The 15168-nt window shown below is 72.6% G+C and carries 16 protein-coding genes; 9 read left to right on the top strand and 7 right to left on the bottom strand.

Annotation, left to right across the window (positions count from 1 at the left end):
* Nucleotides 1-119 precede the first annotated feature (119 nt).
* From AB0917_RS29580 to AB0917_RS29565, 4 genes are all read left to right on the top strand, one after another.
* A complete protein-coding gene (locus AB0917_RS29580) occupies nt 120-1991 on the top strand; it encodes an asparagine synthase-related protein (protein WP_366822740.1) in 1872 nt (623 codons plus the stop codon).
* The gene (locus AB0917_RS29575) at nt 1988-2239 is read left to right on the top strand and encodes a lasso peptide biosynthesis PqqD family chaperone (protein WP_073877059.1); all 252 of its coding nucleotides are present in this window, start codon (nt 1988-1990) and stop codon (nt 2237-2239) included. The genes AB0917_RS29580 and AB0917_RS29575 overlap by 4 nt, the downstream gene beginning before the upstream one ends.
* On the top strand, nt 2236-2712 hold the full coding sequence (locus tag AB0917_RS29570) for a lasso peptide biosynthesis B2 protein (RefSeq protein WP_366822735.1): 477 nt from the start codon (nt 2236-2238) through the stop codon (nt 2710-2712). The genes AB0917_RS29575 and AB0917_RS29570 overlap by 4 nt, the downstream gene beginning before the upstream one ends.
* Nucleotides 2713-2827: 115 nt before the next feature.
* Nucleotides 2828-4615 (top strand): ABC transporter ATP-binding protein, encoded by a 1788-nt coding sequence (locus AB0917_RS29565; RefSeq protein ID WP_366822734.1) that lies wholly within the window; start codon nt 2828-2830, stop codon nt 4613-4615.
* Nucleotides 4616-4619: 4 nt separating this feature from the next.
* Here AB0917_RS29565 and AB0917_RS29560 read toward each other — a convergent pair whose 3' ends face one another.
* Together AB0917_RS29560 and AB0917_RS29555 are read right to left on the bottom strand one after the other, a co-directional pair.
* Nucleotides 4620-5153 (bottom strand): Uma2 family endonuclease, encoded by a 534-nt coding sequence (locus tag AB0917_RS29560; protein WP_366822733.1) that lies wholly within the window; start codon nt 5151-5153, stop codon nt 4620-4622.
* The gene (locus AB0917_RS29555; RefSeq protein WP_366822732.1) at nt 5150-5968 is read right to left on the bottom strand and encodes a hypothetical protein; all 819 of its coding nucleotides are present in this window, start codon (nt 5966-5968) and stop codon (nt 5150-5152) included. Before AB0917_RS29555 ends, AB0917_RS29560 begins: the two co-directional genes overlap by 4 nt.
* A gap of 360 nt (nt 5969-6328) precedes the next feature.
* Between AB0917_RS29555 and AB0917_RS29550 the strand changes: the two genes are divergently transcribed.
* The 4 genes from AB0917_RS29550 (at nt 6329) to AB0917_RS29535 (ending at nt 9621) form a co-directional block, all read left to right on the top strand.
* On the top strand, nt 6329-6877 hold the full coding sequence (locus AB0917_RS29550; protein ID WP_366822731.1) for an N-acetyltransferase: 549 nt from the start codon (nt 6329-6331) through the stop codon (nt 6875-6877).
* 211 nt (nt 6878-7088) lie between these two features.
* A complete protein-coding gene (locus AB0917_RS29545) occupies nt 7089-7598 on the top strand; it encodes a SigE family RNA polymerase sigma factor (RefSeq protein WP_366822739.1) in 510 nt (169 codons plus the stop codon).
* Complete coding sequence (locus AB0917_RS29540) at nt 7591-8160, top strand: hypothetical protein (RefSeq protein ID WP_366822730.1); 570 nt, start codon at nt 7591-7593, stop codon at nt 8158-8160. The genes AB0917_RS29545 and AB0917_RS29540 overlap by 8 nt, the downstream gene beginning before the upstream one ends.
* A gap of 138 nt (nt 8161-8298) precedes the next feature.
* Nucleotides 8299-9621, top strand: a complete 1323-nt coding sequence (locus tag AB0917_RS29535) for a mannosyltransferase family protein (protein ID WP_366822738.1) — start codon at nt 8299-8301, stop codon at nt 9619-9621.
* Between the two features lie 41 nt (nt 9622-9662).
* On the opposite strand, the gene AB0917_RS29530 is transcribed toward AB0917_RS29535, so the two are convergent.
* The gene (locus tag AB0917_RS29530; protein WP_366822736.1) at nt 9663-9818 is read right to left on the bottom strand and encodes a DUF397 domain-containing protein; all 156 of its coding nucleotides are present in this window, start codon (nt 9816-9818) and stop codon (nt 9663-9665) included.
* Between AB0917_RS29530 and AB0917_RS29525 the strand changes: the two genes are divergently transcribed.
* Nucleotides 9798-9998 (top strand): hypothetical protein, encoded by a 201-nt coding sequence (locus tag AB0917_RS29525; RefSeq protein WP_366822729.1) that lies wholly within the window; start codon nt 9798-9800, stop codon nt 9996-9998. The two genes, AB0917_RS29530 and AB0917_RS29525, sit on opposite strands and share 21 nt — an antisense overlap.
* Nucleotides 9999-10047: 49 nt before the next feature.
* On the opposite strand, the gene AB0917_RS29520 is transcribed toward AB0917_RS29525, so the two are convergent.
* From AB0917_RS29520 to AB0917_RS29505, 4 genes are all read right to left on the bottom strand, one after another.
* On the bottom strand, nt 10048-10620 hold the full coding sequence (locus tag AB0917_RS29520; RefSeq protein WP_366822728.1) for a DUF417 family protein: 573 nt from the start codon (nt 10618-10620) through the stop codon (nt 10048-10050).
* A 930-nt stretch (nt 10621-11550) separates the two neighbouring features.
* Nucleotides 11551-13023, bottom strand: coding sequence for a GH1 family beta-glucosidase (locus AB0917_RS29515; RefSeq protein ID WP_366822727.1), 1473 nt, complete (start codon nt 13021-13023; stop codon nt 11551-11553).
* A gap of 61 nt (nt 13024-13084) precedes the next feature.
* A complete protein-coding gene (locus tag AB0917_RS29510) occupies nt 13085-13996 on the bottom strand; it encodes a carbohydrate ABC transporter permease (RefSeq protein WP_366822726.1) in 912 nt (303 codons plus the stop codon).
* Nucleotides 13993-14973, bottom strand: coding sequence for a sugar ABC transporter permease (locus tag AB0917_RS29505; protein ID WP_366822725.1), 981 nt, complete (start codon nt 14971-14973; stop codon nt 13993-13995). Before AB0917_RS29505 ends, AB0917_RS29510 begins: the two co-directional genes overlap by 4 nt.
* Nucleotides 14974-15168 lie beyond the last annotated feature (195 nt).

The raw sequence follows: 15168 nt of genomic DNA, 5'->3' as shown, positions 1-15168 counted from the left end.
TTCCAACAACGTTTTGAGTCCACCCGTCAGGAAGAGCTCTCGCTGCAGGAGTATCTTGAGCTCTGCAAGCAGGACCGTAGTGCCTATGCGTCGGCCGCCCCTGGGTCGTCGCCCGTCCGCTGGTCCGCAAGGTCAGCCACCTCCGCCGGGGCGACGACGCCCTGGTGCTCATCGGCCCGGACCGTCTCCCCGAGGCCGTGCTCGCCGGTCTCCTGGAGGGCGCCCGCGACCGGGCCGGCCTGGAGCGCCGCCTCGCCCGGCTGCCCGGCCTCCACCACGTGGTCGCCCGGCTCTCCGGCGAGACCTGGATCCGCGGTACGGCCTCCGGGCTGCGCCGGATCTACCACGCCCGGCACCCCGAGGCCGGGACCATCGCCTCCGACCGCCCGGCCGTCCTCGCCCGCCTGACCGGCGCACCCGTGGACGACGGCGCGCTCGCCCTGCGCATGCTCGACTTCCTGCCGCACCCCCTGAGCCGGCGCGTCCTCTGGCAGGGCGTGAACGAGACCGGGGCCGGGTACGGACTGGCCCTGCCCGCCGCAGCACCGGGCACGGCCACCGCCCCCGGCCCTCGCGAGTACCGCTGGTGGGAGCCCCCGCCGCCGGAACTCTCCCTGGCGGAGGGCGCCCGAAGACTCGGGGACGCCGTCGCCGCCTCCGTACGGGCCCATGTCGGCGGCCTGGACCGGATCAGCTGCGAGCTCTCCGGCGGCATGGACTCCACGGCCCTCACCTTCGCCGCCCGCGCGACCGGCCCGGCGACGCTGTCCCTGCTGACGGTGGCCGCCCGCGACCGCTACAGCGAGGACGAGACGTGGGCGCGCAGGGCGGTGGAGGCGGCGCGGAAGGGCGCGAGCGCGGCGGAGGCCGCGCCCGGCAACGGCAACAGGAACGGCAACGGGAACGGGGGCGGCAACAGGAACGGAAACGGCAACGGGAACGGGGGCGGCAACGGGGACGCCCTGGCCCACCACGTCATCCCCGCCGACCACGCCCCCTACTTCTACGCCGACCTGGCCTCCACCGCCGCCGAGCTCAACGACGAACCGCTCCCCGTCGCCCCCGGCCGCGCCCGCGCGCACCTGCTCCTGAGCCGCGCCCACGCCACCGGCTCCCGCTACCACCTCACCGGCTACGGCGGCGACGAACTCTTCCTCGGCCTGCCCCACGCCTACCAGGATCTCTTCCACGGCAACCCGCTCACCGCCTGGAACCACCTCAGCGGTCTGCGCCACCAGCTCGGCTGGCCCCTCCTGCCCACGCTGAAGGCCCTGCTGGACCGCTCCGCCTTCCCCCGCTGGCTCGCGGGCGCGGTCACCACCGAACCGCAGCCCGTCACCCGCACCCCGCTGCTCTCCTGGGGTGTACGGCAGTCCCTGCGCCCCTGGTTCACGGACCACGCGAACGCCCTGATCACCGAGGAGTTCCGGGCCGCCGCCGAGCACGCCGAGCCGATCGACCCGTGGCGGGGGCGGCATGTGGACATCGACGCGGTACGGATGGGGGCGCGGCACTTCCAGGCCATGGAGGACATCGGCATGACGATCGGGCTGCCGGTCGCCGCACCCTTCTACGACGACCGGGTCCTGGAGGCGACCCTCGCCGTACGCCTGGAGGAGCGGATCAGCCCCTGGCGCTACAAGCCGCTGCTCGTCGAGGCGATGCGCGGGGTGGTGCCGGATGCGCTGCTGGCCCGTACGACGAAGGACCACATGTCCTCCGACGAACACCAGGGCCTGCGCGAACACGCCCCGGAACTGGCGGAGTTGTGGACGGGGTCGCGCCTGGCCGAGCACGGCCTGGTCGACGCCCGCCACCTGCTGAGGCTCGCCGCCGAACCCTTCTCACCGGTCCTGGTGGAGCACTCCATCAGCTCGACCGTGGCCGGGGAGACCTGGCTGCGCACGGCCGAGAACGCCTGGCCGACACCCCACTCCACCACCACCTCGATCTCCACCACCCCCGTCCCCACCAGCGAGGCATCCCTGTGAAGCTCAGAAAAGGCATCGCCGTCACGACGACCGAGTACGGAGGCGTCCTGCTCGACGAGAAGGACGGCAGCTACTGGCAGTTGAACGACACCAGCATCATCGTCGTCGAGACCCTCGCGGCGGGCCAGGCCCCCGAGGTCGCCGTCGAGCGGATCGTCGCCGAGTTCGACGTCGAGCGCGCGGAGGCGGAGTCGGACGTCGCCCAGCTGACCCGCCAGCTCGTCGAGGCGAAGATCCTGCGCCCATGACCACCGAGATGACGATGCCCCGCCGGGGTGCGGGCCCCGGCGGAGTGCGGCTGCGCGCCGCGATCACCGCCGCGTTCGTCCTGGCCCGCTTCAAGCCGGGCCGCCTGCGCCGGGTGCTGGCCCGGTGCAGCCGGGGCGCGCGCCCGGCGACGTACGACGAGACGCTGGAGGTGTACGAGGCGGTCACCGCCACCAGCCGCCGCTGCGCGGGCCGTTACGGCTGCCTGCCCCGCTCGGTCGCCATCGCCCTGGCGTGCCGGATGTCGGGGACCTGGCCCGACTGGTGCGCGGGGGTCCGGACGGCACCGCCGTTCTCGCCGCATGCTTGGGTGGAGGCGGGGGGACGTACGGTCGGCGAGCAGGCGGAAGCGGCCGATCTGCGTCCTTTGATGGTGGTGACGGTACGCGAGGGGGTTCCGGGTGAGCGCGGTGACAGGGACGACGGGGACGGCGGGGGCGGACAGACGGCCTGAGGCGCCGGGGGCGGACAGGCGGCCGGAGGGACCGGAGGCGCGGGACGCGGACGGGCGTACGGAGGACGCGCGGGCCCCTGAGGACGCACCGGACATTGGGGCACCCGGGGCGGCTGTGGCGGCGGCGGGAGGCACCGGTGATCCGCCCCACCCCGAGAAGCCCACCGAGAGTTCCGGGCCCTCCCCCCTCCGCCTGCTCCTGACCCGGGTCCGCCCCCACCGAGGCGTACTCGTCCGCGCGGGCCTGCTCTCGCTCGCCGGTTCGGCGGCGGGGCTCGCGATGCCGCTGATGGCGAAGTACGCGGTCGACGCGTTCGCCGCCGACCGCTCGCCCGTCACGCCGCTCGTCGTGCTCACCGCACTGGTCCTCGCGGGCGCCTGCCTCTCCGCGTACGGGCGTTACCTCATGGCCCGTACGGGAGAAGGCGTCGTCCTCCGTGCCCGCCACCAACTCGTGGGCCGCATCATGCGGTTGAAGGTCCCGGCGGTGGACCGGCTGACCCCCGGCGACCTCCAGTCACGGGTGACCAGCGACACGACCCTCCTCCGGACGGTCCTCTCCAGCGGCCTGGTCGAGTCGTTCAACAGCGTGCTGATGCTGCTGGGAACGATCGCGTTCATGGCGTACATGGACGTCACGCTGTTGGGCGTGACGCTGGTGGTGATCGTCGGTATCGGAGCCGTAACCGCCTTGCTCATGCCCCGGATTCAGCGCGCGCAGCTCCGCGCGCAGGAGTCGGTGGGCGCGATGGGCGCGGCCCTGGACCGGGTGCTCCAGGCGTTCCGTACGGTCAAGGCGAGCGGTGCGGAGGAGCGCGAGACGGCGGCCGTGGCCGAGGCGGCGCGGCACGCGCACGACCGGGGTGTGTCGGTGGCGAAGTGGTCGTCGGTCTCCGACGTCACGATGATGATGTCGATCCAGCTGGCCTTCCTGGCCGTGCTGGGCGTCGGGGGAGCGAGGGTGGCGTCGGGCTCCCTGGAGATCTCGTCGCTGATCGCGTTCCTGCTCTATCTCTTCTACCTGATGGGCCCGATCGGCGGATTGGTCGAGGGCTGGACGGGTCTTCAGAGCGGCCTCGCCGCCGTACGCAGGATCGACGAGGTGGAGTCGCTGCCGGGCGAACCATCCGGCGGGCCCGGGGCCGTACGGGGGGAGGGAACTCCGCTCGGGGTCATCTTCCAGGACGTGACCTTCGGGTACGGGGACGAGCGCGCGCCCGCCCACAAGGGCGTCACGTTCGACGTGCCGACGGGCGGGCTGGTGGCGCTGGTGGGCCCGTCGGGGGCGGGCAAGTCGACGGTGTTCAGCCTGCTGGAACGGTTCTACGACCACGACGGCGGAACGATCACCGTCGACGGCCGTGACATCCGGGACTGGCCGCTGGCCGAGCTGCGCGCCTCGCTCGCGTACGTGGAGCAGGACGCCCCGGTCCTGGCCGGGACGCTGAGGGAGAACCTGCTGTTCGCCGCCCCCGACGCCCCGGATGAGCGGCTGACGGAGGCGGTCGCCCGTACCCGCCTGGACGCGTTGGTCGCCCGGCTGCCGGACGGCCTGGACACGGCGGTCGGCCACCGGGGCGTCACGCTCTCCGGCGGCGAACGCCAGCGCATCGCCATCGCCCGCGCCCTGCTGCGCCGCCCGCGCCTGCTCCTGCTGGACGAGGTGACCTCGCAACTGGACGCGGTCAACGAGCAGGCGCTGCGCGATGTGATCCTCGAACTGGCCGAGCAGACAACGGTGTTGGTCATCGCCCACCGCCTGTCCACGGTCCGCCACGCCGACCGCATCGTGGTCCTGGAGGAGGGCCGGGTCCGCACGGCGGGCACGCACGAGGAGCTGATCACCGAGGACGACCTCTACCGCGAACTGGCGACGACGCAGTTGGCAGCGGAGGTGCGGTGAGGGCTCAGCGGGTGTAGTTCCTCAACTCCTCGGTGTCCAGGGTGATGGAGGCGGGGTGGGGGAGGGCGACGGCTTCGCCGAGGTCGTACAGGTGCTGACGCCGGTAGCGGGTCGTGGTGGGTTCGCTGCGGACGGCGCACGTGCCGGACCGGTGGTCGATGAGGAGACGCAGCGGGATGCCCGCCGCCGCGTACCCGCACGTCCTCCCGTGGCCGTCGTCGTACGAGGTGACGTCCACGGTCATGAGGATGCGGTCCGGGCTCGACCACTGGCCGTCACCGGCGAAGCGGCCCACCGGGGCCAGGGTCCCGTCCGGCCGGGCGCGGCCGTCGCGGTCTGTGCCGATCCGCAGCCCGCGTCCGGGGTACAGCCGCAGCTCCGGCCGCTGCCGTAGGCACTGCGTCGCGACCCACATGACGATCTCGTCGTGATCCCCGTCCGGCACGGGCCTGACCTCCAGCTCTCCGTTGATCAGCTCGAGCGTCACGGTCTCGGGGCAGCCGCGGGCAAGCGCCTCGAAGTCCTCGACGGGCATCATCGGCAGGGCCTCTCCGACCGGGGAGCCAGCCCCGCCCGGACCGCGTTCATCCGCTCCCGTACGCCAGGCGGCTGCACGGCCCCCGGCGGCCCCACCGGCGGCTCGGGGGACGGCCCCCGGCACGGCCGGCACAACCCGCCGAGCAGGGCCTCCGGGCTGCCCGGTGCTCCGCACTCGCCGCACTCCAGGGAGCGCAGGACGGTCCGGGGGCCCGGCAGGAACCGCTCCGGCGGCAGCTTGTCGAGCAGGCGCCGCTCGACGAGGCGGGCGGCTCGGTGGACGCGGGACGGCAGCCCGTCGGTGAGCGCGTGCACCAGCTCGGCCTCCGTCGCACCCCGGGCGAACCACTCGCTGACCTGCGGTTCCAGGTGTACGCAGTCGGCGGCGGACAGGGTCAGCATCGGAGCCGTACGCCCCAGGGCGGCGAGCAGGATGAACGCGCGGGAGCGGGTGGGCCGTTGGGGCTGGTCCGGCGGCGCGTCACCGCGGATGTAGGCGTTCCACCACTCGTCCTCGCGTGCGGTGCGGGAGAAGAAGGTCCGGGTCACCCAGAGCATGACGTCATCGGTGATCACGCACTCGCTGCCGCGCCGCAGGTGCCCGGCGTCCTGGAGCCGGTTGAGGGTGGTGCCCAGGGCGCACTGCCCGTACGGGAGGTGTTTGGCCAGCGTCTTCACGGAGATGTCGGAGCCGTCGGGCAGCCGGTCGATGTACGCGGCGACGGCGGCGTCACGGGGGAGGAGGTGGGCGAAGTCGCGTTCGGTACGCGGACGTTCACCGGGCGCGGAGCGCTTGCCGTACCCGGGCTTGGCCATGGGGTGCGGGGGCGCGGGCGGGGTCACGTGCGGGGTGGAGGGGGCAGCACTAAACTGGCTGTCAGCCATGGGGATCGTTGTGTCCGATCTTCGTTGGTCAGACCCCTGTCGGTGTTGTAGCACCGGCGGGGGTTGCTTTTTCTTTTCTCGTCCTCCCGAACGCTAAAGCCTGGCGACCGTGCGTCGCAAGTCGGTCACGAAAAGTCAATTCCGCGCACAACTCCGCAGACGGGGAGGGTGGGTGGGCAAGCTGACCCATCCACCCCATCCTTGTTAAGAGCGCTCGGATCTCGCCGCTTGAGCTCCGGGAGGAGCTGGCCCGCGATGCTGGTGGGAACGGGTGTGCGGCAGGATCGCGGCATGAAGAACACCAGTTCCCGCGCGACTTCGGCGCCGCTGTCGTTCCGTAAGGCGGACGAGTCCGACCTGACCGAGCTCGTACGCCTGAGGGACACGGCGGCGCGCTGGCAGATCGAGCACGGCATCGAGCAGTGGCAGCCCGGGGAGCTGGGCGGGGAACACTTCCGGGAACGGCTGCGCGAGGGCGAGGTGTGGCTCGCCACGCTCGGACCGGACGGGCCGAGCGCCGGGGCCTGGGAGCTGTGGTGGGACGACGAGCCCGCGTGGGGCGCCCAGCCGCCGGTCGCGGGCTACGTCCACCGCCTGATGACCGACCGGCGTACCGCCCCGCCCGGAGCCGGCCGCGCACTGCTGGCGGAGGCCGAGCGCCGGATCGCCGCGTACGGGAGGGAGTTGTGCCGCCTGGACTGCCTGACGTCGAACGCCCGGCTGCGCCGCTACTACGAGGAGGCGGGGTACGCGGTGGTCGGCGAGCAGTCGGGGAAGAACGGGGACGGCGGCCGGACGTACGGGGTCACGCTGCTGGAGAAGCGGCTGGAGGCGGGCTGAGACCCGGGCGGGCTGGGCGCGGGGCGGGCTGGGTCCCGGGCGCTGGCGCGTACGGACCGACGCGGTCCGGCGCCGACGTGGCCCGGCGCCGACGTGGTCCGGGCCTCCCGGGTTCCGTGACGACGATCACTCCGATGCCTCGCCGGCGTTGTAGACCGGATGGGCGGCGGTGGGCGTATACCCGGTGAAGCGGAAGATCCGGGAGCGACTTTTGACCGTCGAGGAGTTCGAAGAGTTCTACGCCCAGGCGGTCGCGCGTCTCACGGGCCAGCTGTACGTGATGACGGGGGATCTCCAGGAGGCGCAGGACGTCGTGCAGGAGGCCTTCGTCAAGGCGTGGGTCCGGCGCGGGCGGCTTGAGCGCGACGGGCAGCCCGAGGCGTGGATCCGTACGGTCGCGTGGCGCCTGGCGGTGAGCCGTTGGCGCTTCCGGCGGCGTTCGGCGGACGCGTGGGGCCGGGGGAGCGGTGCGGCGGAGCACGTGGCGCCGCCGGACCCGGACCACGTGGTGCTGGTCGACGCGCTTCGGGAACTGCCCGCGCAGCAGCGGCGGACCTTGACCCTGCACTACCTGTGCGACCTCACGGTCGAGCAGATCGGCAGGGAGACCGGGCTTTCCATCAGCACGATCAAGACGCATCTGGTCCGAGGACGGGCGGCGCTCGCCCACCGTCTTCAGGACCCCCGCATGCCCCGCATGGAGGAGGCTCCTGATGTCTGAACCACGGGACCGGTCGGCGCCGGAGGATCCGTTGCGGTCCCTGTTCCGGCAGGCCGGCGACTTCGGGCAGGGCCGCTCGACGGCGGACCCCGCCGCCCGCATCACCGAACGCGGCATGCGGGCCCAGCGGCGCCGGATGGCCGCGCTCGCGGTGGGGGCGTGCCTGGTCATCGGCGGGGGCGGCGCGACGGTGGTCGGCCTGCTCCCGGTCAAACCGACGCCCGCCCCTCCGGCGACGAGCCCGTCCCCCGGCTATCCGTCTCCCGGCTACCTGTCCCCGGCCCCGCCGCCGCCCGCGGGAACACCGACGGAACCGCCGACGCCCAGCCATACGGTGCCGGGGGCGCCGGAGTCCGCCACCCGGTCGTTCGCTCCGGAGGGCCTGCCGACGACGGAGGCACCGACGTCCTCGCCGTCGTCGACACCGACCTTCGTCTCGACCGCCGCCTCCGCCTTCACCGCCGCCTCCGCCTTCACCGCCGCCTCCACCTCCACCGCCGCCTCGACCTCCACCTCGGCTTTCACTTCGGCGTCGATGCTTGGGGCGACGGCGGTGCTGTGATCGCGGGCTGCTGACCCGATTCCCGTACCCGGTACGTACGCCTTCTTCCCTCCCGTACCCCGCGTTTGGTTCGCCCCCGGGCCCCGGCGTCTCCACCGGCCGATCCCGCACGCCCAGGTGTGCCCGAAAGGTGCATGAATATCTATGTTGTCCACCGGTTTGCGACCGGCAGAGCCTCGGCGCGACACCTCCAAGCCGCAGTCGACCGGCCCCGCCAGGCCCGTCAGCCGCGCTGCCGGCCTCGTCCTGCGCGTGCCTGGGGCGACCCGGTTGGGCAGGGCGGCAGCCTGGCTCACCCCCGCCGACCGCAGGGTGCTCCGGCTCTACCTCCTCACCCGCATATCCCTGTGGATCACGGCCCACGGCGCCCGGTGGCTGTTCCCCCGGGGGTCTGATGTACGGGAGGCGGCGCCGGTCCTCGCGCCGTTCCAGCAGTGGGACGCGAACCACTACCTCCACATAGCGCGCGACGGCTATTTTCCGCTCAACGCGGGCCCATGGGTGAGCGGTTGGGACAACAGGGAGGCGTTCTTCCCCGGCTTTCCGCTCCTCCTGCGGGCCGTGCACGTCATCGTCCCGAACTGGACGGCGGCGGGCCTGCTGATCTCGCTGGTCGCGGGAGCCGTGGCCGTACTGGCCCTGTCCCGCATAGCCCGCTCCTACGTCCCCGATGGCGCCCCCGATGGCGTCCCCGATGGCGTCCCCGAGGACGCCGACGGCCGGCGCACGGCCCTGTTCTTCCTGATCTCCCCGTGCGCGGTCTTCCTGGCGGCCGGCTACACGGAGGCGCTGTTCCTGGCGTTCGCGCTCCCGGCCTGGCTGGCCGCCCGACGCCACCGCTGGGCGTCGGCGTGCACGCTGACCGCGCTGGCGACGACGGTACGGGTCAGCGGCCTGTTCCTCGCGGCCGCCCTCGCGGTGCTGTTCGTACTCACCGCGCTCTCGGCACGGAACGGGAGAGCCTGGCGCGGGTCGGCCTGGCTGGCGCTCCCCGCACTGCCACCCGCCGCGTACAGCTGGTACCTGCACGCCCGCACGGGCGACTGGATGGCGTGGAAGCACGCACAGGAGCGGGGCTGGTACCGGGACTTCCACACCCCGTGGGAGGCGTGGAGCAACACGTGGGACGCGGCGTTCGACGGCGTCCACACGACCGGCTACGCGTTCATGTTCCAGGCGGAGTTGGCGGCGATGCTGGTGGGCCTGGCCCTGGTCGTGTGGCTGGCACGCCACCGCCGCTGGCCGGAGGCGGTGTACGTCGCGCTGAGCCTGTGGGCGCTGGGAACGTCGTACTGGTACACATCCGTCCCCCGCGCCACGCTGCTGTGGTGGCCGCTGTGGGCCGGCCTGGCGGCCCTGAGCCTGCGCCGTCCGTGGTTCAAGGCGGCGTACCTGTGCGTGGCGGCACCGCTGAGTGCGCTGGTGGCCCTGGCGTTTCTTACGGGGCGGTGGGCGGGGTGAGCGGGTGAGCACCGCCCGAGGCGGCAGGGCGCCGGAAGGGCTCAGCGAACGCCGCTGAGGAACGCCGCCCAAGCGGAGGCACCGAAGACGACGGCCGGCCCCTCCGGTCGCTTGGAGTCGCGGACGGGGACCCTGAGTGCAGCTGGCGGGCGGAGCGCATCCCCGACCGTCCCGTCATGCGCGTTAGCGACGTGCAGCGGCAGGACACGTACGTCGACCTGCCGCTGATGATCACCTTCAACGGGGGCGCGCGGGGGCCGGCCTACCTCCGTCTGGAGGTTGACGCGGCGATCGACCTCGTGGACGAGCTGAACCTCGCGTTGGACGTGCGGGTGAGGGAGCCGGTGGTCAAGCCGTGTACTCCGTTGGTTTCCTGACGCGACGTCTGCCCCGTCCGCACGTCAACTCCCCGGAGGCCCGGTCCGCTCACCCTGCCGTACGCCGTGGCCGGGGCCGCCGTCCCCATTCGTTCGCGGCCACCACCAGGCACACCGCCACCAGGACCACGTTCTTGACGACGTACTGCCCCTCCATGGTCGGGGCGGGGGAGTGGGCCTGCCACATCGCGTCGGGGAGGAGGACGAGGGTCGAGAACACGCCACCCATGTGGAGGAAGAACGCGACGAGCGCGGGGCGCAACAGGCGGCGGCCGACGGTCAGGCCGATCCCGATGGCCGTCTCCAGCGCCGCGAGGGACAACAGCAGCACCGTCTCCGGCACCAGGCCCAGGGTCATCTTCGTCGCCGCGTCGACCGCCAGTTGCTCCGCCGGACTGGCCGAGGGGAACAGCTTCAGTACGCCGAAGCCGACGAAGACGATGCCGACCGTCACCCTCAGCAGGGCCAGTGCGTGTGCGTCGACGAGGTCGGCCAGCCGGCTCAGAGGTCCCCGGCCGGTCGTGGGGTGAGGGCGGGCGCGCGCGAAGTCCGCCTTCTGGGACGGGGGTTCGGGGTCGCGGTCGGGCGGGGGCGGGATCGGCTCTACGGTGCTGCTGCTCATGTGCGACCTCCCGCTGTGTCTGAGGGGTGGGAAAACGTGCACGGGTGGCCCGCGCGGCTCGTTGGGCAACCTGGGTCATTTCGCGGATCGGTGGGGACCTGGGGTCGGGCGGGGGAGGGCCGTAGGTGGTGGCCATGGCCTGACCGCGGGCGGGGTGCCGGAAGTCGGCCGATGCCCGCGCCCGGTGTCCTGGCCGGACGGGGGACGAGGCGGGGCCGGTACGTGATCGACGTGGCCGGCCGCCCCTCTCGTTGCTGGTCTAGACCATCGGATGAGAGTCGGGAGGCCGTCAAGGGTCTTGTCCGTCGGCGCCGACGGGAGCCAGCGCATTCGCGCCATGTTGCATCGGGGCTGCGGGCGGAAGGCTCGGGCGTGCGGATCGTGCGGTGACCTGGCTCTTCGTGCGGGGGAGTCGCGGGGCTGGATCTCCGGCCCGCAGCTCCGGTGGGGCTCCCGGAAGGTTCGCCGCTGAGCAGCCCTGTTCCGGCGAGGTCGGACCGGCCAGGAGCCCTACCGGCCCGCGCGTCGGCTCGACCTCCGCGTCTTCTTCCGGCGATCCGGGGAGCCCTGTCGCCCGCAGGACCGCTCCCTGCGGTCCGGCGGGCGACTCCGGTGATTCATCTGGCCGAAAATTGCCCATTCTGTGACGGGACACATCGGGCATCGACCGCTGCGCATCCGTCGCTGCGCCTGTCGCCTGCGCCCGCCGCCGCGCCCGCCGCCGCATCCGTCGCTGCGCCCGCCGCCGCGTCCGTCACCGCGCCCGCCGCCGCACCCGCCGCCGCACCCGGGCACGCCGAGGGGCCCGGAGCGTGTGCCCCGGGCCCCGGGCCCCGTGAAGCCGGTGGAACGGTGTGCAGCGGACGTCAGCCCTCAGCCGGGAATCAGGAGGCAGCCCGCGCCGCCGCCCCGCCCCGGCCACTCAAGCCGTCACCGCTCCAGACCGCCCCGCGCGACGACCCCCGCGTACCACCGCGCACTGTCCTTCACCGTGCGGCGCTGCGACGCGAAGTCCACGTGCACGATGCCGAACCGCTTGCTGTAGCCGTACGCCCACTCGAAGTTGTCCAGCAGCGACCACAGGAAGTAGCCGCGTACGTCCGCCCCGTCCTCGATCGCCCGGTGTACGGCGCTCAGGTGCGCGTCCAGGTACGCCACCCTCTCCGGGTCGTGCACCTCGCCCTCCGGGTCCGCGTAGTCGTCGTACGCCGCCCCGTTCTCGGTCACCAGCAGCGGCAGGCCCGGGAGTTCGTCGCGGAGGCGGGTGAGCAGCTCGTACAGGCCGTTCGCGTCCACCGGCCAGTCCATCGCCGTGCGCGGGCCCTCCGCCGGGGTGAACGCCACGTGGTGCTCGGCCCCCGCCCAGGGGGAGGGGGACTCGGACGTGCCCGCCGAAACCACGCTGGGGGAGTAGTAGTTGATGCCCAGCGAGTCGATGGGGGTGGAGGTCACCTCCAGGTCGCCGTCGCGCACGAACGACCAGTCCGTCACCGCCGCCGTGTCCTCCACCAGGTCCTGCGGCAGCCGCCCGTGGAAGACCGGGTCCAGGAAGATCCGGTTCGCCACCGCGTCGATCCGGCGCACCGCGTCCCGGTCGGCCGGGGTGTCACTCAGCGGGCGCAGGGCGTGGAGGTTCAGGGTGAGGGAGATCTCGGCCGCCGACGGCAGGCGGTCCCGCAGGACCCGGGTCGCACCGCCGTGCGCCAGGTTGAAGTGGTGGGCGGCGCGCAGCGCGGCGAGGTCGCTGGTGCGGCCGGGGGCGTGGACCCCGTTCCCGTAGCCGAGGAAGGCCCCGCACCAGGGCTCGTTCAGCGTCGTCCACGTCGTCACCCGGTCGCCCAAGGCCCCCGCCACCAGGCCCGCGTACTCCGCGAACCGGTGCGCCGTGTCCCGCTCCGGCCAGCCGCCCGCGTCCTCCAGCTCCTGCGGGAGGTCCCAGTGGTAGAGCGTCGCGACCGGTCTGATGCCCGCGCCCAGCAGCTCGTCCACCAGACGGCGGTAGAAGTCGAGGCCGCGCTCGACCGCCGGGCCCCGGCCCGTCGGCTGGACCCGGGGCCAGGAGACGGAGAAGCGGTAGTCCGTGACGCCGAGCTCCTTCATCAGCTTCACGTCGTCCGGCATCCGGTGCAGGTGGTCGGCGGCGATGTCACCGGTGTCGCCGTTGCGGACCTTGCCGGGGGTGCGGCTGAAGGTGTCCCAGATGGAGGGCGTACGGCCGTCCTCGGTGGCCCCGCCCTCGATCTGGTAGGCGGCGGTGGCCGTGCCCCACCGGAATCCGGCGGGGAAGCGGAGCCCCGTACCGGTCTGGGGGCGGGCGCCTGTGGAGGTCGCCGGGCCGGCGTCGACGGACGGTGCGGGGCGGGCGTCGATGGGCGTTGCCCGGCGGGCATCGACAGCGGTCATGAGAAGGGCACTCCAGAAGTGTGGGGAGGAGGGGAGCAGAGGGAGGGGAGGAGAGGGCGGGTCAGCCCTTCACCGCGCCCTGCATGATGCCGCCGACGATCTGCCGGCCCAGCAGGCCGAAGACCAGCAGCACCGGCAGCGTGCCGAGCAGCGTGCCGGCCATGATCACCGACTGGTCGTTCACATAGCCGCCGCCGAGCTGCCGCAGCGCGACCTGCACCGTCGGTTCCTGCGAGGACAGCGCGATGATCGGCCAGAAGAAGTCGTTCCACGCCGTCATGAACGTGAGCATCCCGAGCACCGCCATCCCCGGCCGCGCGATCGGGATCACGATCGACCAGAAGATGCGCGCGGTGGAGGCGCCGTCCACGCGGGCCGCCTCGATCAGCTCGTCCGGCAGCGACTGCACCAGGTACTGGCGCATGAAGAACACCCCGAACGCCGAGACCAGGCCCGGCAGGATCACCGCCTGGAGCTGGTTCACCCACTGGAGTTCGGCGATCAGCATGAACAGCGGGATCACGCCGAGCTGCGGCGGGATCATCATCGTCCCGATCGTCAGCGTCAGCAGCGCGTTCCGGCCCTTGAACTTCAGCTTGGCGAAGGCGAATCCGGCGAGCGTGCAGCACAGGACCGTACCGATGGTGATCGACGACGACACGATCAGCGAGTTCAGCAGCGCCTTGCCGATGTCCGCCTCTTCGAGGACCTGCTCGAAGTTCTTGATCAGGTTCGGGCCCGGCAGCAGGCTCGGCGGCACCTTCGCCATGTCCGCGTTGGACCGGCTGGCGGCGACGATCGTCCAGTAGAAGGGGAACGCCGAGATCAGCAGCGCGAAGCCGAGGATGAGATAGGAGAGCCAGCCGCCCTTCATCGTCCGGCCCGCGCCCCCCTTGCGTACCCGTCGGCGGGGCGGGTCCTGCGGCGGGCGGCCCGCCCGGGGCGGGGTCGGCGGTGCGGCGAGCGCGGTCATCGGCCGGCCTCCTTGCGTGCGCGGCGGCGCACGATCAGGGCGTTGACCCCGACGAGCACCACGATCAGGACGAACATCACCCAGGCGATGGCCGCGGCCCGGCCCAGGTGGAAGAAGCCCCAGCCCTGCTCGTACATGTACAGGCCGAGAGTCTGGTACTGGTGCGAGATACCGCCGGAGATCGACCCCTCGAACAGCAGCGGCTCACCGAAGAGCTGCGTCGCGCCGATCGTCGAGATGATCACCGTGAAGACGATCGTGGGGCGCAGACCGGGCAGCGTCACGTGGACGAACTGGCGCCAGCGCGACGCCCCGTCCATCTCCGCCGCCTCGTACAGCTCGTGCGGGATCGACTGCATGCCCGCCAGGTAGATGAGCGCGTTGTACCCGGTCCACCGCCAGACCACGATGGACGACACCGCGATCTGCGAGGCGACCGTGCCCGTCTGCCAGTCCACCGGGTCGAAGCCCACCAGCCCGATCACGTAGTTGATCAGCCCGAAGTCGCGGCCGAAGAGCTGCGCGAAGACGAGGGTGGCCGCGGCGACGGAGGTCGCGTACGGCAGCAGGATCGCGGTCCGGATGAAGGTACGGCCGCGCAGCTTGTAGTTGAGCAGGTGCGCCAGGCCCAGCGCCATCGCGAGCTGCGGGACCGTGGACAGCACGCCGATGGTGAACGTGTTGCGCAGCGAGATCCAGAAGAACTCGTCGGTGAACAGGGCCGTGTAGTTGGCGATGCCCCGCCACTCCATCTCGCCGCTCGTCTGGAGCTCGACCCGGTAGAGGGAGACGAACGCCGTGTAGAGGAGCGGGAAGAGCCCGAAGGCGAGGAAGAGCGTGAAGAAGGGGGCTATGTAGGCGTACGGGGACGCCTTGCGCCAGGTGCGCCGGAGCGCGGCTGCCCGACCGTCGTCGGGCCCGGGTCCGGTTCCGGCGGGGCGGCTGGGCCCGGCCTTCGCGGTGGCGGTGAGGGACACGATGCGGCCCTTCGGGATCGGGGGGTGGGCGGAGGGTCACGGAGAGGGGTACGGGGGTGGGGGCGGGGCCCCGGGGGGGGGCCCCCGGCCCCGGGCCCTGGGTGGGGCGGTGGCGGGGGCCGCTTTGGGCGGGGGGGGGGGGGCGCGGCAGCGGCTGGGTGGAAGGCCCGCGCGGCGGTGGCGTGGAACGCACGG

The sequence above is a fragment of the Streptomyces sp. NPDC007346 genome, from assembly GCF_040703535.1.
Taxonomy (GTDB): domain Bacteria; phylum Actinomycetota; class Actinomycetes; order Streptomycetales; family Streptomycetaceae; genus Streptomyces.
Note: the sequence above shows the minus strand (reverse complement) of the source record. Positions and strands in the feature narration are given on the sequence as shown.